The 20,901-nt window shown below is 52.4% G+C and carries 18 protein-coding genes, 2 tRNA genes and 1 other RNA gene; 11 read left to right on the top strand and 10 right to left on the bottom strand.

Going from position 1 to position 20,901, the window contains the following annotated elements:
• Positions 1-93 precede the first annotated feature (93 nt).
• Genes selD through JK621_RS12500 form a run of 4 tightly spaced genes read left to right on the top strand, consistent with a single transcriptional unit; the run spans position 94 to position 4,470 of the window.
• Complete coding sequence (gene selD / locus JK621_RS12515; protein WP_212560076.1) at positions 94-1,137, top strand: selenide, water dikinase SelD; 1,044 nt, start codon at positions 94-96, stop codon at positions 1,135-1,137.
• Positions 1,137-2,255, top strand: a complete 1,119-nt coding sequence (gene mnmH / locus JK621_RS12510; RefSeq protein WP_212560075.1) for a tRNA 2-selenouridine(34) synthase MnmH — start codon at positions 1,137-1,139, stop codon at positions 2,253-2,255. The genes selD and mnmH overlap by 1 nt, the downstream gene beginning before the upstream one ends.
• Positions 2,255-4,180: a DNA topoisomerase III gene (locus JK621_RS12505; protein WP_212560074.1), complete on the top strand. Its 1,926-nt coding sequence runs from the start codon at positions 2,255-2,257 to the stop codon at positions 4,178-4,180. The genes mnmH and JK621_RS12505 overlap by 1 nt, the downstream gene beginning before the upstream one ends.
• Complete coding sequence (locus JK621_RS12500) at positions 4,177-4,470, top strand: DUF1496 domain-containing protein (protein ID WP_212560073.1); 294 nt, start codon at positions 4,177-4,179, stop codon at positions 4,468-4,470. The genes JK621_RS12505 and JK621_RS12500 overlap by 4 nt, the downstream gene beginning before the upstream one ends.
• 17 nt (positions 4,471-4,487) lie before the next feature.
• Here JK621_RS12500 and JK621_RS12495 read toward each other — a convergent pair whose 3' ends face one another.
• The 8 genes from JK621_RS12495 to JK621_RS12460 all read right to left on the bottom strand — a co-directional run bounded on the left by JK621_RS12495 (position 4,488) and on the right by JK621_RS12460 (position 8,807).
• Positions 4,488-4,889, bottom strand: coding sequence for a pyrimidine (deoxy)nucleoside triphosphate diphosphatase (locus JK621_RS12495; RefSeq protein ID WP_212560072.1), 402 nt, complete (start codon positions 4,887-4,889; stop codon positions 4,488-4,490).
• Positions 4,890-4,934: 45 nt separating this feature from the next.
• The gene (xthA, locus tag JK621_RS12490) at positions 4,935-5,741 is read right to left on the bottom strand and encodes an exodeoxyribonuclease III (protein WP_212560071.1); all 807 of its coding nucleotides are present in this window, start codon (positions 5,739-5,741) and stop codon (positions 4,935-4,937) included.
• 100 nt (positions 5,742-5,841) lie between these two features.
• A complete protein-coding gene (locus JK621_RS12485) occupies positions 5,842-6,414 on the bottom strand; it encodes a TIGR00730 family Rossman fold protein (RefSeq protein ID WP_212560070.1) in 573 nt (190 codons plus the stop codon).
• Positions 6,415-6,604: 190 nt separating this feature from the next.
• A non-coding RNA gene (locus JK621_RS12480) (RtT sRNA) lies at positions 6,605-6,731 on the bottom strand.
• Between the two features lie 44 nt (positions 6,732-6,775).
• A tRNA-Tyr gene (locus JK621_RS12475) sits at positions 6,776-6,860 on the bottom strand.
• Positions 6,861-6,987: 127 nt separating this feature from the next.
• Positions 6,988-7,072 (bottom strand) — tRNA-Tyr (locus tag JK621_RS12470).
• Positions 7,073-7,363: 291 nt separating this feature from the next.
• Positions 7,364-8,212, bottom strand: a complete 849-nt coding sequence (gene purU / locus JK621_RS12465; protein ID WP_004945352.1) for a formyltetrahydrofolate deformylase — start codon at positions 8,210-8,212, stop codon at positions 7,364-7,366.
• Between the two features lie 130 nt (positions 8,213-8,342).
• Positions 8,343-8,807, bottom strand: coding sequence for a YchJ family protein (locus JK621_RS12460; protein WP_212560069.1), 465 nt, complete (start codon positions 8,805-8,807; stop codon positions 8,343-8,345).
• Positions 8,808-8,954: 147 nt separating this feature from the next.
• On the opposite strand from JK621_RS12460, the gene rssA reads away from it, so the two are divergent.
• The 5 genes from rssA to JK621_RS12435 all read left to right on the top strand — a co-directional run bounded on the left by rssA (position 8,955) and on the right by JK621_RS12435 (position 14,502).
• On the top strand, positions 8,955-9,857 hold the full coding sequence (gene rssA, locus JK621_RS12455) for a patatin-like phospholipase RssA (RefSeq protein WP_212560068.1): 903 nt from the start codon (positions 8,955-8,957) through the stop codon (positions 9,855-9,857).
• A 105-nt stretch (positions 9,858-9,962) separates the two neighbouring features.
• Complete coding sequence (gene rssB / locus JK621_RS12450; RefSeq protein ID WP_212560067.1) at positions 9,963-10,979, top strand: two-component system response regulator RssB; 1,017 nt, start codon at positions 9,963-9,965, stop codon at positions 10,977-10,979.
• A 198-nt stretch (positions 10,980-11,177) separates the two neighbouring features.
• Entirely contained in the window at positions 11,178-12,095 is a 918-nt protein-coding gene (gene galU / locus JK621_RS12445) for a UTP--glucose-1-phosphate uridylyltransferase GalU (RefSeq protein WP_212560066.1), read from the top strand.
• A 43-nt stretch (positions 12,096-12,138) separates the two neighbouring features.
• Positions 12,139-13,482 carry a UDP-glucose dehydrogenase family protein gene (locus tag JK621_RS12440; protein ID WP_212560065.1) on the top strand — a complete coding sequence of 448 codons (1,344 nt, stop codon included), beginning with the start codon at positions 12,139-12,141 and terminating at the stop codon, positions 13,480-13,482.
• 9 nt (positions 13,483-13,491) lie between these two features.
• Positions 13,492-14,502 (top strand): NAD-dependent epimerase, encoded by a 1,011-nt coding sequence (locus JK621_RS12435; protein WP_212560064.1) that lies wholly within the window; start codon positions 13,492-13,494, stop codon positions 14,500-14,502.
• A 218-nt stretch (positions 14,503-14,720) separates the two neighbouring features.
• Here the strand turns inward: JK621_RS12435 and hns are convergent, their stop codons facing one another.
• Entirely contained in the window at positions 14,721-15,128 is a 408-nt protein-coding gene (gene hns, locus JK621_RS12430; protein ID WP_006321188.1) for a histone-like nucleoid-structuring protein H-NS, read from the bottom strand.
• Between the two features lie 699 nt (positions 15,129-15,827).
• Between hns and JK621_RS12425 the strand changes: the two genes are divergently transcribed.
• Positions 15,828-16,412, top strand: coding sequence for a thymidine kinase (locus JK621_RS12425; protein WP_212560063.1), 585 nt, complete (start codon positions 15,828-15,830; stop codon positions 16,410-16,412).
• A gap of 125 nt (positions 16,413-16,537) precedes the next feature.
• Here JK621_RS12425 and adhE read toward each other — a convergent pair whose 3' ends face one another.
• On the bottom strand, positions 16,538-19,210 hold the full coding sequence (adhE, locus tag JK621_RS12420; RefSeq protein WP_212560062.1) for a bifunctional acetaldehyde-CoA/alcohol dehydrogenase: 2,673 nt from the start codon (positions 19,208-19,210) through the stop codon (positions 16,538-16,540).
• Positions 19,211-19,730: 520 nt separating this feature from the next.
• Between adhE and JK621_RS12415 the strand changes: the two genes are divergently transcribed.
• Positions 19,731-20,375 (top strand): YchE family NAAT transporter, encoded by a 645-nt coding sequence (locus tag JK621_RS12415; RefSeq protein WP_212560061.1) that lies wholly within the window; start codon positions 19,731-19,733, stop codon positions 20,373-20,375.
• The last annotated feature ends 526 nt before the right edge of the window (positions 20,376-20,901 follow it).

Genomic DNA, 20,901 nt, shown 5'->3' with positions numbered 1-20,901 from the left:
GCTGTACGCTTATCGGCAGCCCGCGCTTATCAATCCCGTCGGCAAGCGCTACCCTATGATATCTTGAATGCCGTTAACCGAAGGGAGTGGACTATGACATCGCCAACGATCCGTTTGACCCAGTACAGCCATGGTGCTGGCTGTGGTTGCAAAATCTCGCCGAAAGTTCTCGAAACCATTCTGCACAGCGAACGTGAAAAGTTTGTCGATCCGCGCTTGCTGGTGGGCAATGAAACCCGCGACGATGCGGCGGTGTATGACATCGGCAATGGCGTTGGTATCATCAGTACCACCGACTTTTTTATGCCGATCGTCGACAACCCGTTCGATTTCGGCCGTATCGCCGCCACCAACGCCATCAGCGACGTCTACGCCATGGGCGGCAAACCGATCATGGCGATAGCCATTCTCGGCTGGCCAATCGCCACGCTGTCGCCGGAAGTGGCGCAGCAGGTCATAGACGGCGGGCGTTACGCCTGCCAGCAGGCGGGTATCGCGCTGGCCGGCGGTCACTCGATCGATGCGCCTGAACCTATTTTTGGTCTGGCGGTAACCGGCATAGTCAATACCGACCGGGTCAAGAAAAACAGCGCCGCGCAAGCCGGCACCCAATTATTCCTCACCAAGCCGCTGGGTATTGGCGTACTGACCACTGCCGAGAAGAAAAGCAAACTGCGCCCTGAACATGCAGGCCTGGCGACTGAGGTGATGTGCCAGTTGAACAAACCGGGGGCGGACTTTGCCGAGGTCGCCGGTGTGACGGCGATGACCGACGTTACCGGTTTCGGGCTGCTGGGCCACCTGAGCGAGGTTTGTCAGGGTTCCGGTCTGCAGGCGACGCTGTGGTTTGATCGGGTACCGAAACTGCCGGATGTCGAACGTTATATCGCCGAAGGCTGCGTGCCGGGCGGCACCGGGCGCAATTTTGACAGCTACGGCCACCTGATTGGAGAAATGACCGATCTGCAGCGCCAATTGTTGTGCGATCCGCAAACTTCCGGTGGCCTGCTGTTGGCGGTACTTCCTGAAGCGGAACAGCAGGTGCTGGCGATTGCCGAACGCCACGGTATTCAGCTCACCGCCATCGGTGAACTGCATACGGCAACGCCGGGCAAGCCACTGATTGAGGTTAAGTAGTGTCGTCTATGCCGCCACGGGCCGACACCCACGACTATCGTCGTATTTTTTTGCAGGATATTCCGCTGATTGATGTGCGAGCGCCGGTTGAGTTCCAACAGGGCGCCTTCGCCAATGCGTTGAATCTGCCGCTGATGAATGACAGCGAGCGGCAGGCGGTAGGCACCTGCTACAAACAGCAGGGGCAGCATGCGGCGTTAGCGCTCGGCCACAGTTTGGTAAACGGCAGGTTGCGTGAGCAGCGCACGGCGGCCTGGCTGGCACAGTGCGCCCAATGGCCGGAAGGGTATATCTACTGTTTCCGTGGTGGGTTGCGTTCGCAACTGGTACAGCAGTGGCTGCGTGAGGCTGGGGTGGCATACCCGCGCATCAGCGGCGGCTACAAGGCGCTGCGTCATTTCCTGATCGGCACGCTGGAACAGAGCGCCAAATTGCCCATGGTGCTGGTCGGCGGCAACACCGGCAGCGGTAAAACCCTGTTGGTCAACGAGTTGGCGGAGGGCATCGATCTGGAAGGTGCTGCGCGCCATCGAGGTTCATCTTTTGGCCGAACGCTGGTGCCGCAGAGCTCGCAGATTGATTTTGAGAATCGTCTGGCTGTGTTATTGCTGAAAAAACAGCATGGTGGCTGCCGCCGTTGGATACTGGAGGATGAAGGGCGCATTATCGGCAGCAATAATCTGCCGCTACCGATCTTCAACCGCATGCAGCAAGCGTCGGTGGCCGTTATTGACGATCCCTTTGAGGTACGTCTGGCGCGGTTGCAGGATGAATATATCGTTCGCATGCGCATGGGGTTTGAACAGACCTACGGCGCGGAGCTGGGCTGGCAGAAATACGCTGAGTATCTGCATCACGGCCTGTTCGCCATTCGCCGTCGCCTGGGAATGGAACGCTTCCAACTGCTGACGCAGCGGCTGGAATGGGCGTTACAATTCCAGCATGCCAGCGGTAATAGTGACGCGCATCAGGAGTGGCTGGTGCCGTTGTTGAAGCATTACTATGATCCGATGTATCACTATCAATTGGAAAAGAAATCCCGGCGGATTGTCTTCCGCGGGAATTATGCTGAAGTAAGAGAATTCCTGATGACGTACAGCCAGAATAACGGTGAATAATGCGACTGTTTATTGCCGAGAAACCGAGTTTGGCGCGCGCCATTGCCGACGTTCTTCCCAAACCGCATCGTCGCGGTGACGGGTTTATCGCCTGCGGCAACAACGATGTGGTCACCTGGTGTGTGGGCCATTTATTAGAGCAGGCGCAGCCGGATGCCTATGACAGCCGCTATGCGCGCTGGTCGTTGGCGGATCTGCCCATTATTCCCGAAAAGTGGCAACTGCAGCCGCGTCCTTCGGTCAGTAAACAGCTTAACGCCATCAAAAAGCTGCTGCATGAGGCCGACGAGGTGGTACATGCCGGTGACCCGGATCGCGAAGGACAATTGCTGGTGGACGAGGTGCTGGACTATCTGGCGTTGACGCCGGAAAAACGTCACAGCGTGCGCCGTTGCCTGATTAACGATCTCAACCCGCAGGCGGTGGAGCGCGCCATCGAGCGCTTACGTGACAACCGCGATTTTATCCCGCTGTGCGTCTCGGCGCTGGCGCGTTCCCGCGCTGACTGGCTGTATGGCATCAATATGACCCGCGCCTATACCATTTTAGGGCGAAATGCCGGCTACGACGGCGTGTTGTCCGTTGGGCGGGTGCAAACGCCGGTATTGGGATTAGTGGTGCGGCGTGATGAAGAGATTGAAAACTTTGTGCCGAAAGACTTCTTTGAGGTCAAGGCGCACATCGTGACGCCAAAGGAAGAGCGCTTTGTCGCGCTTTGGCAGCCGAGTGATTCCTGTGAACCTTATCAGGACGAAGAAGGGCGCTTGTTGCACCGGCCGTTGGCGGAGCACGTGCTTAAACGCATCGAGGGCCAGCCGGCGCTGGTCACATCCTATAATGATAAACGGGAATCCGATACCGCGCCGCTGCCGTTTTCACTGTCGACGCTGCAGATTGAGGCTTCCAAACGTTTCAACCTGAGTGCACAGCAGGTATTGGATGTCTGCCAGCGGTTGTACGAAACCCATAAGCTGATCACCTATCCGCGTTCTGACTGCCGTTACCTGCCGGAAGAACATTTTGCCGGGCGTCATGCGGTGCTTAACGCGATCGGCGTTCATCAGCCGGATCTTTACCCGCAACCGGTGATCGACAGCGATCGCCGCAACCGTTGTTGGGACGACAAAAAAGTCGATGCCCACCACGCCATTATTCCCACCGCCCGTGCCAGCAAAGTGAGTCTCAGCCAAGACGAACTGAATGTTTACGGGCTGGTGGCACGCCAGTATCTGATGCAGTTTTGTCCGGATGCCATGTTCCGCAAATGCGTGATTGAGCTGGATATCGCCGGCGGTAAATTCGTTGCCAAGGCGCGTTTTCTGGCCGAGGCGGGTTGGCGAACGCTGCTGGGCAGCAAAGAGCGTGACGAAGAAAACGAAGGCTCCCCGCTACCTGTGGTGGCGAAAGATGATGAACTGCTGTGCGAACGTGGCGAGGTGGTGGAACGTCAGACGCAGCCTCCGCGGCCCTTTACCGATGCCAGTCTGCTTTCTGCCATGACCGGCATAGCGCGTTTCGTACAAGATAAAGCGCTAAAGAAAATCCTGCGAGCGACCGATGGTTTAGGTACTGAGGCGACGCGTGCGGGCATCATTGAGTTACTGTTCAAGCGGGCGTTTCTGTATAAGAAGGGGCGCTATATTCATTCCAGCGAAACCGGCCGGGCGTTGATCCATTCGCTGCCGGATATTGCGGCTCGTCCTGACATGACGGCCAATTGGGAAGCTACGCTGACGCAAATCAGTGAGAAATCCTGCCGTTATCAGGACTTTATGCAGCCCTTGGTAGGTACTTTGCAGGAGCTGATTTATCAGGCCAAGCAAAGCCGGGCGAGTATGGCGTTTCGCGGGCTGCCGCCGTCACCTTCCTCCGGGGCGAAAAAACGCAAGAAAAGCGCCGGCAAGGCGCGGGAGAAAAGCGAATGAATCACAGGTTACTGATGCTGGCCGCAGGCGGAGTGTTGTTTTCCACAACGGTGGCGGCCAATCGTGGCGATGTGGATGTGGTGTTACCGGTGGCGCCGGAAATCTGGGGGGCGGCGAAAAACGCCGCCGCTCAGCCGGCAGCACAACCCTGCAGCCGCTGCTGCATTTATCAGGATCAAAATTATTCTGAAGGGGCGGTGCTCAAGATCGAAGGGGAGGCGCTGCAATGTACTCGCGATCCCAATGTAGTCGGCACCAACCCGTTGGTTTGGGTCCGTTTGAAAAAGTGACGCGGTAACCTGGCCGGTCAGTTTTTAGGTGGTAAAGAGGCAATATAAGCGGCTAACAACGGCACATCTGCCGGGGCCAGTGAATAGTCGCATGCCTGTTCCGGCGTTAGCCAGGCAAAATCAGAATGGCAGCGATTCTGTAATTCACCGCTGAATGCCTCAATACGCCAGGCATGCAACCGGATAATGCGTTCGTTGTGTTGCCACTGGTTGCTGGCGACGTAATTCCCTACGCTCGCCATAATCCCCAACTCTTCATCCAGTTCACGCGCCAACGCCTGCGGCTGGCTTTCGCCTTCTTCAACCTTGCCGCCGGGAAATTCCCACAAACCGGCCTGATCACTGTTTGCATCACGTTGGGCCAGTAAAATTTTGCCATTCTTTTCAATGATGGCGGCGACGACGTCGATGATTTTCATGCGTACCACATTGTGAAACCCCGGCCGCGGCCGGGGTTGGAGGAATTACAGCGAGAATTCAGCCCAGACCGGGGCGTGGTCCGAAGGTTTTTCCATTCCGCGGATCTGATAATCGATGCCGGTTGCGGTGCAGCGCGCTGCCAGTGGCGTACTGGCCAGCAGCAGGTCGATGCGTAGGCCCCGGTTCTCGTCGAAGCCGCGTGAGCGGTAATCGAACCACGAGAATTCATCGTTGCGCCCAGGGTTGGCATGGCGGTAGGTATCCACCAGACCCCAGTTCAGCAAGCGGTCCATCCATTCACGCTCTTCCGGCAGGAAGGAGCATTTGCCGGTACGCAACCAACGTTTACGGCTTTCTTCACCGATACCGATATCGTAATCGCTTGGGCTGATATTGACGTCACCCATCACCAGCACCGGCGACTCCACAGACAGTTGCTGCTCCAGGTAGTTTTGCAGATCCTGATAGAAGCGCGACTTGGCCGGGAACTTGATCGGATGGTCGCGGCTTTCTCCCTGCGGAAAATAGCCATTAATTACGGTCAATGTGCCTTGAGGTGTGGCCAGATCCGCCATGATGATGCGACGCTGTGCGTCGTCATCGTCGGTAGGGAACCCGCGGCGTACGGCAATCGGCTCATCTTTAGTCAGCAGTGCGACGCCGTAGTGGCCTTTTTGCCCGTGATAGAACACGTGATAGCCATGCTGGCTGACTTCTTCCAGTGGGAACATGTCATCGTGAACTTTGGTTTCCTGCAGGCCAATCACGTCGGGTTGGTGCTGTTCGATAATGGCGGACAGTTGATGCGGACGCGCGCGCAGTCCATTGATATTGAAAGAGACAAACTTCATGAGCGGTGCCGTTTTCGCAAGAAAAATGTGTTGAGATAGTAGCAGAGTTTGGCCGGAAATGTAACGCAGACCGGCGGCGCTTGCCGCCGGCGGGGTGGGATTATTTTGCCCAGCGATCGTAATTTTTCGGTTGATAATCGTCGAATTGTTGCAGCAGGGTATGCGGTGATTCGCTGAGGTGCAGGGTACCGAGATAGTCATGGCGCATAAAGCCCTGATCGGCAACGTGCTGCAGGAAATTGTTTAACGGACGATAGAATCCATTCACATCCAGCAGGCCAACCGGCTTATTGTGATAACCGATTTGGCCCCAGGTCCAGATCTCGAACAGTTCTTCCAGGGTACCGATACCGCCGGGAAGGGCGATAAAACCGTCCGCCAGGGCCGCCATGCGTGCTTTGCGGGTATGCATGTCCGGCACGACCTCCAGCTCGGTCAGACCACGATGCGCGGTTTCGGCTTCTACCAGCCGTTCAGGGATGATACCCACGGCTTCACCACCGGCTTCAAGCACTGCGTCCGCCACAATGCCCATTAACCCTTTTTTGCCGCCACCATAAATCAGGCGTCTGCCCTGGGTAGCAAGTGCTCGGCCCAATTGCCGAGCATTATCGGCATAAGCAGGGTTAACGCCTTCGCTGGCACCACAAAAAACGCAGATATTGTTACGCATGCACTTTTTTCCTTACTGCATTCAAAGAAGTCAGTGGTATAGCGAATTGTTGGCTGGAGTTCAAGTTGAGCGTGAGATGAATGGTTAAGGTAACTGATAAATGTGATGCGCAACTATTTTGAGAAGAGTCTGCAAGGATGGTGGTATGGAGACTTTCAGGTTTGATTTGACTCTGGGGAGTGTACAAGGATGGTGGTGGGGGAAGGATGACTCGTCGTTGCACTCCTCGCCCTGCGGGCCGCGCTGAAGCGCGTTGTCTCACGTTGTGAGACTCGAACCTTGTCGAAGCTTCTCATCCCTCCCCGTAAGGAGTGGTATGGATACTTTCGGGTTTGATGTGATTCTGGGGAGTGTACAAGGATGGTGGTGGGGGAAGGATTCGAACCTTCGAAGTCTGTGACGGCAGATTTACAGTCTGCTCCCTTTGGCCGCTCGGGAACCCCACCATGATATTCATGGATTTACAAATTGTCGTTCCGGTGTGACCCGGAAGAAACCTGGCCGGTTTCTTTTTCCCCCTCGGTGTTTTATGCAGCTTCAGCTTTCGCTGTGCTCTCATCAACAGAGAGAAGATGGTGGTGGGGGAAGGATTCGAACCTTCGAAGTCTGTGACGGCAGATTTACAGTCTGCTCCCTTTGGCCGCTCGGGAACCCCACCACTGGCCTTGCTTGCGAAACGTCTGTCTCGGTAAGCGGGGCGCATCATATCAAATGAAACGCGTGTGTAAAGTATTGAAATGCAGAAAATGAATCGTTTGCCGTTTTTTTACCCGTGGCGGTGCATTCCTGACCGAAAGGCCCCGCTTTATACCCCTGACCTTTCAGGCTGCAGCGTTTTTGGCTGCGCTTGCCCCCCCTGGGGTGCAAATATGTTCGCACCTGCAATACACGGGGATGAGCGAGCTGGCCTCCCGGCTGCAACTTGAAATTCATCGGGTACATTAAGCAATTACAGTATGACCGTCCGGTTACCGTAAACGAATACTCGCTGCGCCAACACATGATACAGCGCGCGGCTGAGCGCGTTTTTTTCAACGTCACGCCCGGCACGCATCATATCTTCGGCAGAATAGGTGTGATCGACATGAATCACCTCCTGCATGATGATCGGGCCTTCATCCAGATTATCGTTAACGTAGTGCGCAGTAGCGCCGATGATTTTTACTCCGCGTTCGTAAGCCTGATGATAAGGCCGCGCGCCAATAAAGGCCGGCAGGAACGAGTGGTGGATATTGATTACCTGGTTCGGGTAGTGCTGAACGAATGCCGGAGTCAGCACGCGCATATATTTGGCCAGCACCACGTAATCCGGCTGATATTGGTCGATCTGGGCCACCATTTTTTGATCGTGCTGGTCGCGTGTCAGCCCTTCATGACTGACCAGATGGAACGGAATATCGAAGCGTTCCACCAGTGTTTGCAGGGTATCGTGGTTGCCGATAACCGCCGCAATCTCTACATCCAGGCCGCCGTAAGCGCTTTTCATCAGCAAATCGCCCAGACAATGTGCTTCTTTGGTCACCAGCACCACAATGCGGCGACGGCCGGAATTGTGGAGCTCGCGAACGGAGCCTGTCGGCAGCGCACTGTCGAGATCTGCCAACAGCGTGGTGTCGTTGAAGATACCTTCCAGCTCGGTACGCATAAAGAAACGCCCGGTACGGTGATCAACAAACTCATTGTTTTGAACAATATTGAGCTCATGTTTGTAGCAAATGTTGGTGATCTTGGCGATCAGGCCTTTGGCATCCGGGCAGATGGTGCGCAAAACTTTTCTTTGTACATTTTGGTGTGGCATGGGAATGAGGATCCTGTCTGATACTGAACGCCCTGTCTGTGCAGGCGAGAGTTTTTATAGTCTTTATCTTCTTCAAGCCGCAACCTGGTCGGTTACGGCTTGAACGCTATGGGCGCGCGGTGATCATTGGCTAGCGCCCGCAGCACTTTTTATATTTTTTACCTGAACCACAGGGGCAAATTGCATTTCTGCCAGGCTGGGGTTTGGTTCCGTCAATATAGTACCAGCGTTGGTCAAGCTGAAGGAAGCGCGAACGCTCATGCATCGCCTTGTGTTCGCCACTCCCGGTGTCAACGAAGCGCGCAATGAATTCTACAAAACCTTCCCCGGCATCATGACCTTCTTTTTCTTCCACCACCGTCAGGCCAAGCCATTCGGTGCCTTTGAAACTGTCGACGATGGACTTGCGCCATTCACCGGCGTGGCAATCGGGGTGCCAGGTGGCAATCAGATAATCAACGTTGTGTTTCACGTAGGCGGTAAAGCGCGAGCGCATTAGCGTGCCTGGCGTGGGAGCGGGTCTGACCCCGTTAATGTAGGGTTCGCAGCATGCGCTATACTCCAGACCGCTGCCGCAGAGGCATAATTCAGGCAAGGTGGCTCCTAAAATGGCCGGAACGCAAAAGAACGGGCCAATTATGATGAAAAGAAATCAGCGCATATGTTACCTAACATTATTCGGTCGTGACAATCTACGCTGACGGCGGGTTTGATACCATTCACCGGGCAAGGGGCAGACGTTATGCGACAAATTAAAGTGGGGCTGGCATTGGGGGCCGGGGCGGCCAAAGGCTGGGCGCATATCGGCGTTATCAACGCGCTAAAGAAATTGGGCGTTGAGGTCGATATAGTAGCCGGCTGCTCGGTTGGTGCGTTGGTAGGCGCCGCATTTGCCAGCCATCGTTTGCCGGCCATGGAAACCTGGGTGCGTTCGTTCGGTTATTGGGATGTCATTCGGTTGATGGATTTGTCCTGGCGGCGAGGCGGGTTGTTGCGGGGTGAAAGGGTCTTCAATGTGGTAGGGCAGTTGTTGAAGATCGATGATATTGCCGAGTGCTCGCTGAAATTTGGTGCCGTAGCAACTAATCTGAGTACTGGGCGGGAGCTGTGGTTGACGAAAGGGGATATTCATCAGGCGGTGCGTGCTTCCTGCAGCATGCCCGGTTTGTTGGCGCCGGTGTGGTTCGACGGTTATTGGCTGGTGGATGGCGCCGTGGTTAACCCGGTTCCCATCTCATTAACCCGCGCGATGGGCGCCGATATCGTCATCGCCGTTGATTTACAGCATGATGCGCATTTGATGCAGCAGGATTTGTTCTCGGTCCGCCATGATGAGGAAGAGCAGAACGATCTTCCTGCCCTTAACTGGCGGGGGCGTTTGCGGGAGCGAATCGGCAAGATGACGTTGAGAAAACCTAATTTCACGCCAACGGCGCTGGAAATCATGGGGACTTCGATACAGGTGTTGGAAAATCGGCTGAAACGCAACCGGATGGCAGGCGATCCTCCCGACGTGTTGATCCAACCCTATTGCCCGCAGATTTCAACGCTGGACTTTCACCGCGCTCATGAGGCGATTGAGGCCGGGCAACTGGCGGTGGAAAAACAGATCGATATGTTGTTGCCATTGATAAAAAATAAATAACTGCCGGTTCCAGGGGGTGCAACGTACGGTCGGGAAATTTTCCGGCAAGCGTAAATGACCTTTTTGAGCCACTATTACACTATGAAAAGGGAAGAGGCTCGGCTGATGGCATTACCATTCACTCACAAGCGCATTTTGATCGTTGAGGACGAACTGGTGTTTCGTTCCGTGCTTGTTGGCTATTTGAAATCGTTGGGAGCGGAGACCAGTGAAGCGACCAATGGTTTGCAGGCGCTGAGTGCAGTCGACGATGTTCACCCCGATTTAATCTTGTGCGATCTCGCCATGCCGGAAATGGGCGGGATCGAGTTTGTAGAACATCTGCGGCTGCAGGGTGTGCAAATCCCTGTGCTGGTGATTTCGGCTACGGACAAAATGGCGGATATTGCCAAGGTGCTGCGCCTGGGCGTGCAGGACGTGTTGCTGAAACCGGTGGCCGATCTCAACCGGTTGCGTGAAGCGGTATTGGGGTGTTTGTATCCCAATATGTTTACCTCCCCGGCTCTGGAAGAAGCCGACCTGTTCAAAGATTGGGATGCGTTGAGTAAAAATCCTTCTGAAGCGGTAAAATTGCTCAAACAACTTCAGCCGCCAGTGCAACAGACCGTAGCTCACTGTCGGATCAATTACCGGCAATTAACCACCGGCGAGAATCCGGGGTTGGTGTTGGATATAGCGGCGCTGTCGGATAAGGATCTCGCTTTCTATTGCCTGGATGTAACCCGTGCCGGTGATAATGGCGTATTGGCGGCACTGTTGCTGCGTGCTTTATTTAATGGGTTATTGCAGGATCATTTAGCTAATCAGCATCAACGGCTACCGCAAATGACGACATTGTTAAAGCAAGTTAATCAATTATTGCGACAAGGCAAGCTGGAAGGGCAATTCCCGTTGTTAGTCGGTTATTATCACGCCGAATATAAAAACCTGATTCTGGTTTCTGCCGGTCTGCATGCCAATGTGAATACCGGTGACAATCAAATCCAACTGAGCAACGGCGTGCCTTTGGGCATGCTGGGCGCGACCTACATGAACCAAATCAGTCAGCATTGTTCCGCCTGGCAGTGTCAGGTCTGGGGCACTGGGGGCAGGCTGCGGCTGATGCTCAGCGCCGAACGGTAAGCCGTTGTAAAATGTTATTTGAAATTCAAATATTGAACCTGCTTATTTTTATCGCAGAAAATCTGATTGGGTAATTGTCCTAAATTTTTTCTATTTGTGCTCAGACTAATGCCTGGCAGACATAAGCTGGTATACTCCGAAGGTTTTTTGTGTGGCAGATGAAGCTCATAAAACGAGCGCTATTAGAGAGAGGAAATAATGCCTGCTGTAAATCGTAAAGTCAGAAAAGCCGTGATCCCGGTTGCAGGCTTGGGAACACGAATGTTGCCGGCGACAAAAGCCATCCCCAAAGAAATGTTGCCGCTGGTTGACAAGCCATTGATCCAGTACGTGGTCAATGAATGCATTGCGGCAGGGATTAATGAAATTGTGTTGGTAACCCACTCCTCCAAGAATTCGATTGAAAACCATTTCGATACCAGTTTTGAGCTGGAAGCGATGTTGGAAAAACGCGTCAAACGTCAGTTGCTGGATGAAGTCCAGTCTATCTGCCCGAAGGGCGTTACCGTGATGCAAGTGCGTCAGGGCGTGGCGAAAGGCCTTGGGCACGCCATTATGTGCGCTTATCCGTTGGTGGGCGATGAGCCGGTCGCCGTAATTTTGCCGGACGTGATCCTTGATGAGTACAGCGCCGATCTGAAAAAAGACAATTTGCACGAAATGCTGCAGCGGTTCGAACAAACCGGTATCAGCCAGATCATGGTTGAACCTGTGCCGCAGAAAGATGTCGGCAATTATGGCGTAGCGGACTGCAAGGGTTATGCACTGCAGGCGGGCGAAAGCGCTCCGATGGTCAGCGTGGTGGAAAAACCTTCGCCAGACGAAGCGCCGTCAAATCTGGCCATTGTGGGCCGTTATGTACTTTCTGCCGATATCTGGCCGCTGCTGGCGAAAACGCCTCCGGGCGCCGGTGGAGAGATTCAACTTACCGATAGCATTGAAATGCTGATGCAACAGGAAACGGTAGAAGCCTATCACCTCAAAGGGGTGAGCCATGACTGCGGCAACAAGCTGGGCTACATGCAGGCTTTCGTCGAGTATGGTCTGCGCCATGCCAGCCTTGGCAAAGAATTTTCTCAGTGGTTGCAACAGTTGCTGGCCGCTGATAAGAAGTAATTTATTTATCTTTCGTCTTAATTTGAAAAACTAGGATTTTCCCATGAAAGTAACAGTTTTTGGTATTGGCTATGTTGGCCTGGTGCAGGCTGCGGTACTGGCCGAAGTCGGTCATGACGTTATGTGTATTGATGTTGACGAGCGTAAAGTCGAAAACCTGAAAAAAGGGAATATCCCTATTTTTGAACCCGGCCTCACGCCGTTGGTGCAACAGAACTTTGAAGCGGGACGTTTGCACTTCACCACCGATGCCAAAGCCGGCGTTGCACACGGCACCATTCAGTTTATTGCTGTAGGCACGCCGCCAGACGAAGACGGCTCTGCCGATCTGAAATACGTGACTGCCGTAGCGCGCACCATCGCGGAACATATGACCGATCGCAAAGTGGTGATCGATAAATCTACCGTTCCGGTCGGTACCGCAGATAAAGTCCGCCAGGTGATGGAAGAAACCCTGAAGCAACGCGGTAGCACAGTGCCTTTCGACGTGGTTTCCAATCCAGAGTTCCTGAAAGAAGGCGCGGCGGTTGCGGACTGCATGCGTCCGGAGCGTATTGTTATCGGTACCGACAACAAAGAAGTTATCGAGCCGATCCGTGAGCTTTACGAGCCGTTCAACCGCAATCACGATCGCATGATCATGATGGATATCCGCAGCGCCGAGCTGACCAAATATGCCGCCAACTGCATGCTGGCGACCAAGATCAGCTTTATGAACGAAATGTCTAACCTGGCTGAAATGCTGGGAGCGGATATTGAGAAAGTACGTCAGGGGATCGGTTCTGACTCACGTATCGGTTACCACTTCATCTACCCTGGCTGTGGCTATGGCGGTTCCTGTTTCCCGAAAGACGTTCAAGCGCTGATCCGCACCGCGGAGCATATTGGTTACCAGCCAAAACTGCTGCAGGCGGTAGAGCAGGTTAACTATCAGCAAAAATATAAGCTGACCAAATTTATCAAACATCACTTTGGTGAGGATCTGAAAGGCAAAACCTTCGCATTGTGGGGGCTGGCATTCAAACCGAATACCGACGACATGCGTGAGGCATCCAGCCGTGTACTGATGGAGCAACTGTGGGAAGCGGGTGCTATCGTTCAGGCCTTCGACCCAGAAGCCATGAACGAAGTTCAACGCATCTATGGTCAGCGTGAAGACCTGAAGCTGGTAGACACCAAAGAGGCTGCGCTGCAGGGGGCTGACGCTCTGGTTATCTGTACCGAATGGCAGAACTTCCGTGCGCCAGACTTCGATGTGATTAAAGGTTCTCTGAAACAGCCGGTAATCTTTGATGGCCGCAACCTGTTTGATCCGGAACGTCTGGAAAGCCGTGGCTTTACGTATTATGCAATTGGCCGTGGCGCGTCCATTCAGCCGGTGATCTAAGGGGTTAACATGAAATTCCTGGTTACAGGCGCTGCAGGATTTATTGGCTATCACGTTGCTGAGCGTTTGTTGGCTGCCGGGCATCAGGTTGTCGGTATCGACAACCTGAATGAGTATTACGATGTGGGTCTGAAAATGGCCCGCCTTGAGTTGCTTTCAGATAAATCCGACTTTGAGTTTATTAAGTTAGATCTGGCCGATCGCGAAGGTATGGCGAAGCTGTTTGCAGAGCAAAAGTTTCAACGGGTGATTCATCTTGGAGCACAGGCGGGCGTGCGTTATTCGCTGGAAAATCCTCTGGCCTACGCGGATGCCAATCTCATTGGGCATTTAAACGTGCTGGAAGGGTGTCGCTACAATAAAGTTGAGCATCTGTTATATGCCTCTTCCAGTTCGGTATACGGCCTGAACAGCAAACTGCCATTTTCGACAGAGGACTCTGTTGATCATCCGGTGTCATTGTATGCGGCTACCAAAAAAGCCAATGAGCTGATGTCGCACAGCTATTCCCATTTATATGGTATTCCGACCACAGGTCTGCGCTTCTTTACCGTATATGGCCCGTGGGGCCGCCCGGATATGGCATTGTTTAAATTTACCAAGGCCATATTGGCGGGTGAAAGTATCGATGTATATAACCACGGTGAGATGCACCGTGACTTTACCTACATTGACGACATTGCTGAGTCTATTGTGCGGTTGCAGGCGGTTATTCCTCAGGCTGATGCGGCATGGACGGTCGAGCAGGGCTCACTGGCGAGCAGTTCTGCACCATACCATGTCTATAATATCGGCAATAGCAGCCCGGTGAAGCTGATGGAATATATTCACGCGCTGGAGCGGGCATTAGGGATTGAGGCACGCAAGAATATGCTGCCGATGCAACCTGGCGACGTTTTAGATACCAGTGCCGATACCGCCGATCTTTATCGTGTCATCGGTTTCAAACCGAAAACCGGCGTTGAAGAGGGCGTGAAACGCTTTGTCGAGTGGTACAAGACATTTTATAAAGTTCAGTAATTGAACAACTGGGCAATGTAATAAAGGGGGCTATGGCCCCTTTTTTTATGGCTTGAAAAACGCCTGGGTGCCCAGTAGTTATCGGGATAAGAAGCCTGAGGGGTATGGCGAGTATCGGATATTTGCCTAAAAGCTAAGCTGCGGAACGGGGGGGCAGAAAATACACATAACAAAAAAGGCTCCCCGAGGAAGCCTTTTTTACATACAGCGAAACGCTATTACAGCAGGAAATCGTCCAGAGATTTACCTTGCTCTTCGATAGCTTTCTTAATCACCGCTGGGGTACGGCCTTGGCCGGTCCAGGTTTTCAGTTCGCCGTTTTCGTCTTTATATTGGTATTTGGCTGGACGTGCTGCACGTTTAGCTTTACCTGCAGCTTTAGTTGCAGCCATAGTTTGCAGCAGTTCATTTGGGTCAATACCGTCAGCAATCAGCATTTCACGATATTGCTGCAATTTACGAGTGCGTTCTTCCACTTCTGCTTGAGCCTGGCTGTCTTCTTCGCGACGTTCGTTCACAACAACTTCCAGTTTTTCAAGCATCTCTTCCAGCGTTTCCAGGCTGCATTCTCTTGCCTGTGCGCGTAGAGTACGGATGTTGTTCAAAATCTTTAATGCTTCGCTCATTGTCCTAGTCTCAAATTATATTGGTGGGGGGCGTCTGGATAATAATAGAGTGCTCTTTTCTTTTCTGCAATAGCCAAATTGAAAGGAGTACTCAAATTTGTCTTTAAAAAAACGATTAATCAGATCAGTCCGACTAATATAGGCAGGGATGTTAAGTATTACAACCTCCATTTTTAAGTCAAATTTTCAACAGCCGCACTATGTTTGGCGGGGCTGAAAGGCATTTATGGCTAAGTTATAATTGTGTTTTATATCAATATTACGATGAATTCTGTGGGCTCAATCACGCGTTTTAGTCTGCAAACATTGTAAACAATGGGGGTATGCAGGTAAAGATAACGTCAAGAACTGTGCGTTTGCCTGTTTTATGTCATTAAATTTCTCGGCCTCGCCCTGGAGGGAGCTAATAGATTTGAACCTGTAACAGGGAGGCGATGGTGTGGCGGCTTCTCTCCACCCGCTTAACCATTAATGCTGAGGGCAAATCATTAGCGATAATTAATAGTGATGGCAGGCAAAGATTATCCTGTAAATAGATGTAAAAGGGGGCGGGGTCAGGACGAAATGTTTCATTTGAAAGCCTGCTATTACCTTTGCCGGGATATTGATCCGAGAGCATGAGCAGGCCGGCGGGTTATGGTACACTTGGCGTTTGAATCAACGTCTGAATATTTCTTATACCATTGGAGTTACGGGCCCATGGCTCAACTTTATTTTTATTATTCTGCTATGAATGCAGGAAAATCCACCGCGCTGTTACAATCTTCATATAATTATCAAGAACGTGGTATGCGCACGCTGGTGTTTACTGCTGAAATCGATCACCGTTTTGGCGTCGGTAAGGTGAGTTCGCGCATCGGGTTGTCGTCCCAGGCGCAGCTCTATAATAATGATTCCATGCTCTATACCATGATTGCTCAGGAACATCAGCAGCAGCCGGTACACTGCGTATTATTGGATGAAAGCCAATTCTTGACGAAAGCGCAGGTTGAGCAATTGTGCGACGTAGTTGACCAACTGGATATTCCGGTCTTGTGCTATGGGCTGCGCACCGACTTCCTGGGTGAGTTGTTCATAGGCAGCCAATATTTACTGGCCTGGGCGGATAAGCTGGTGGAGTTGAAAACCATCTGCCATTGCGGTCGCAAGGCGAATATGGTGCTAAGGCTGGATGAAAGCGGCCGGGCAATGCATGCCGGTGAACAGGTAGTGATAGGCGGTAACGAGAGCTATGTGTCCGTTTGCCGCAAACATTACAAGGAAGCCATACAGGCGCCGGAGTGAGCCTCCGGGCAGCGTAACGTGCTTTGTGGGGCGTTTTGGCACTATTGAGCCGAGAGACCGAGTAGATTATCCCTCGGCATAAAAAAACCGCCTTTCGGCGGTTTTTTTGTCGGCTCAATGAACCGTTATTTTTTGGACTTTTTTTCCGTTTTGGCCGCAACCGGTGCAACCACAACTTCTTCATCATCCGCTTCGCTGAACTTACGGCCGTAGAAGGTATCCAGCATGATTTGCTTCAGTTCTGCAATCAGCGGATAACGCGGGTTGGCGCCGGTACACTGGTCGTCAAAAGCGTCTTCGGACAGTTTGTCGACCTTCGCCAGGAAATCGGCTTCCTGTACGCCGGCTTCACGGATGGAAGCAGGGATGCCCAGCTCGGTTTTGATCTCATCGAGCCACACCAGCAGTTTCTCGATTTTTTGCGCGGTACGGTCGCCCGGTGCGCTCAGGCCGAGGTGGTCGGCGATCTCAGCGTAGCGACGACGTGCCTGTGGGCGGTCGTACTGGCTGAAGGCCGTCTGCTTGGTCGGATTGTCGTTCGCGTTATAGCGAATGACGTTGGAGATCAACATGGCGTTGGCCAGACCGTGCGGGATGTGGAACTCGGAGCCCAGTTTGTGGGCCATGGAGTGGCAAACCCCCAGGAAGGCGTTGGCAAACGCGATACCGGCAATGGTCGCGGCGTTATGCACGCGCTCACGGGCTACCGGGTTCTTGGCGCCGTCTTTGTAGCTGGCTGGCAGATATTCTTTCAGCAATTTCAGCGCTTGCAGCGCCTGGCCGTCAGAGTATTCGTTCGCCAGTACCGAAACGTAAGCTTCCAGCGCGTGGGTAACCGCATCCAGGCCGCCGAAGGCACACAGCGATTTCGGCATGTTCATCACCAAATTGGCGTCAACGATCGCCATATCCGGCGTCAATGCGTAGTCAGCCAGCGGGTATTTCTGGCCGGTCGCATCGTCGGTCACTACCGCAAACGGCGTGACTTCAGAACCGGTGCCTGAGGTGGTGGTGACGGCAATCATTTTCGCTTTGACGCCCATTTTCGGGAACTTGTAGATACGTTTACGGATATCCATAAAGCGCAGCGCCAGGTCTTCGAAATGAGTTTCCGGATGCTCGTACAACACCCACATGATCTTCGCAGCATCCATCGGTGAACCGCCGCCCAGCGCGATGATCACGTCTGGTTTGAAGGAGTTCATCTGCTCGGCGCCTTTACGCACGATGGACAGCGTTGGGTCAGCTTCTACCTCAAAGAACACTTCTGTTTCAAGGCCGTGCGATTTCAGAACCGTGGTGATCTGGTCTGCATAGCCGTTGTTGAACAGGTAGCGGTCGGTCACAATGAAGGCGCGTTTTGCCCCGTCGGTCGCTACTTCTTCCAGCGCGATAGGCAATGAGCCACGGCGGAAGTAGATTGATTTCGGAAGTTTATGCCACAACATGTTTTCTGCTCGCTTCGCTACAGTTTTCTTGTTGATCAAGTGTTTTGGACCGACGTTTTCAGAGATGGAGTTACCACCCCAGGAACCGCAGCCCAGCGTCAGTGACGGAGCGAGTTTAAAGTTGTACAGGTCACCGATACCACCCTGAGACGCCGGGGTGTTGATCAGGATACGTGCGGTTTTCATCTTGTCGCCGAAGAAAGCAACGCGTTCCGGCTGGTTATCCTGGTCGGTGTACAGACAGGACGTGTGGCCGATACCGCCCATGGCGACCAGTTTTTCGGCTTTGCTGACGGCGTCTTCAAAGTCTTTGGCACGATACATTGCCAGCGTCGGAGACAGCTTTTCGTGAGCGAAAGGTTCGGATTCATCAACCAGTTTCACTTCACCGATCAGCACCTTGGTGCTTGCAGGCACTTTAATGCCGGCCATTTCGGCGATTTTCGGCGCAGACTGGCCAACGATGGCCGCGTTCAGGCCGCCGTTTTTCAGAATGATGTCCTGGACCGCCTTCAGCTCTTTGCCTTGCAGCAGGTAGCCGCCGTGAGAAGCGAAACGTTCGCGCACTGCATCGTAGATGGAGTCTACAACGATGACGGACTGCTCGGAGGCGCAAATGACACCGCTGTCGAAGGTTTTCGACATCAGGATCGAAGCAACAACGCGTTTGATATCCGCTGTTTCGTCGACCACGACCGGGGTGTTACCGGCACCGACGCCGATGGCAGGCTTGCCGGAGCTGTAGGCGGCTTTCACCATGCCTGGGCCGCCGGTCGCGAGGATCAGGTTGATGTCCGGGTGGTGCATTAACTGGTTGGACAGTTCAACGGTAGGCTGGTCAATCCAGCCGACGATGTCTTTTGGTGCCCCGGCGGCAATCGCTGCTTGCAGCACGATATCCGCGGCTTTATTGGTGGCATTTTTCGCACGTGGGTGCGGAGAGAAGATAATGCCGTTACGGGTTTTCAGGCTGATCAACGCTTTGAAAATAGCCGTAGAAGTTGGGTTGGTGGTCGGGACGATACCGCAAATCAAGCCGATAGGCTCGGCGATGGTGATCGTGCCAAAGGTATCGTCTTCGGACAGGATACCGCAGGTTTTTTCATCTTTATACGCGTTGTAGATATACTCTGAAGCGAAGTGGTTTTTGATCACTTTATCTTCAACGATACCCATACCGGATTCAGCAACGGCCATTTTAGCCAGAGGAATACGGGCATCGGCAGCGGCGAGGGCAGCAGCGCGGAAGATTTTATCAACTTGCTCTTGAGTGAAGTTGGCATATTCGCGCTGGGCTTTTTTGACACGTGCAACTAGCTCGTTCAGTTCAGCGACATTCGTTACAGCCATAATGCTCTCCTGATAATGTTAAACTCTTTCAGTAAATAAGCCGTGCGAGCAACTAGTATAGACGTCTAAGTGGAAAATGCCGCTTAAAAACAAGGACTTTCCATTCTATACAACGCATGCTGCTGATTTGCTTAAAGAGCTTTCCCACGGCTTCCGGGGAGAAGCGGCGGGCTGAACAGAGATACCTCTTTTTCCTTAATCTGTTCTACTCCCTGACTACGACTAAGAGCTTAACTACTCTTGATTAGCGGTTTTGTGATTTAAATCATGAAAAGTGCAAGCTGACACCATTCAGCTCATGTTGTTGAGAATTTTTCTTGATAACTCTGTGGTAGATGCATTTTTTAAACATAAAAAATCATAAACCGTACATTGATTTAACAATAGCGAATTATTTCGGATTATTTGTTCTTAAAGGATAAAAATGCTGCATTCGGCCAATGGATTACCCGTGGTAATTCCATTACATTAGCGCGCGTAGGCAGTATCACTTTTCAGGGCTATTTAAGCGGAGTCATTTGTGGGCCAATCTCTGTTGGATTTTTCCGGCTACATTAAATTTTTTGTCGGCCTGTTTGCGTTGGTGAACCCGGTGGGCATTTTGCCGGTGTTTATCAGCATGACCAGCTACCAGGCAGCGGCCGGGCGCAATAAAACGAACATGACCGCCAACCTGTCGGTCGCCATTATCCTGTGGACCTCGTTGTTTCTGGGGGAGGGGATTTTGCGCATGTTCGGCATCTCCATTGATTCGTTCCGCATTGCCGGCGGCATTCTGGTGGTGACCATCGCCATGTCGATGATCAGCGGCAAGCTGGGTGAAGACAAACAGAACAAACAGGAAAAATCAGAGAGCGCGATCCGTGAAAGCATTGGTGTAGTGCCATTGGCGCTGCCGCTGATGGCGGGGCCGGGTGCGATCAGTTCTACAATAGTCTGGAGTTCTCGCTACCATAACTGGCAAAACCTGCTGGGTTTTAGCCTGGCGATTGCGGTGTTTGCCTTCTGCTGTTGGTTGCTGTTCCGCGCCGCGCCTTTGCTGGTGCGTCTGCTGGGGCAAACCGGCATCAACGTTATCACCCGTATTATGGGGTTGCTGCTAATGGCATTGGGTATCGAGTTTATTGTTACCGGTATTAAAGCCATATTCCCGGGGCTGCTGTAATCAGGTCAGTGAGTCGCGAATAGGATAATTCGCGACTCAAATTAATTTTAAAAATTAAAATTAATTATTAGCCCGCATTAATATAGTGCGCAATATGAATGAATTTTCTTCACTTGCACCACTATGTGGCATAAATCTCACTTTACTGTTCAATAAAAGCTCTAAGCGTTATTTTTAACCCTTATCTTGCCCCTTTTTTGCCCTTTATAGCCTCCCTAACGTCAAATCTGCTGTTAATTTAGTCACATCATTCTGTAGGGCTTGTCTCGCTTTCATTCAGGTGTTATTAGTGATTAACCGCGTATAAGCAGGTGTTTGTTCTTTGAATCGCCCCTTTGTTAACTGAATGTTTCTTTGCTGTGCTCGCCGGTCTGTCTTGCGGAGCTCAGGCAATGATTTTTTTTATTATTATCAATAAAATCAATACATTGCATTAGTTCCCGGTTGCTTTGTCGGGGAGGCGGTAAATCGAACTTTGGTCAATAAAAGAGAATTGCTTAACATTTTCGTAAAAATTATTGGCTAT

It is taken from the genome of Serratia plymuthica, assembly GCF_018336935.1.
Taxonomy (GTDB): Bacteria; Pseudomonadota; Gammaproteobacteria; order Enterobacterales; family Enterobacteriaceae; genus Serratia; species Serratia plymuthica_B.
This window is presented reverse-complemented; position numbering and strand designations above follow the sequence as displayed.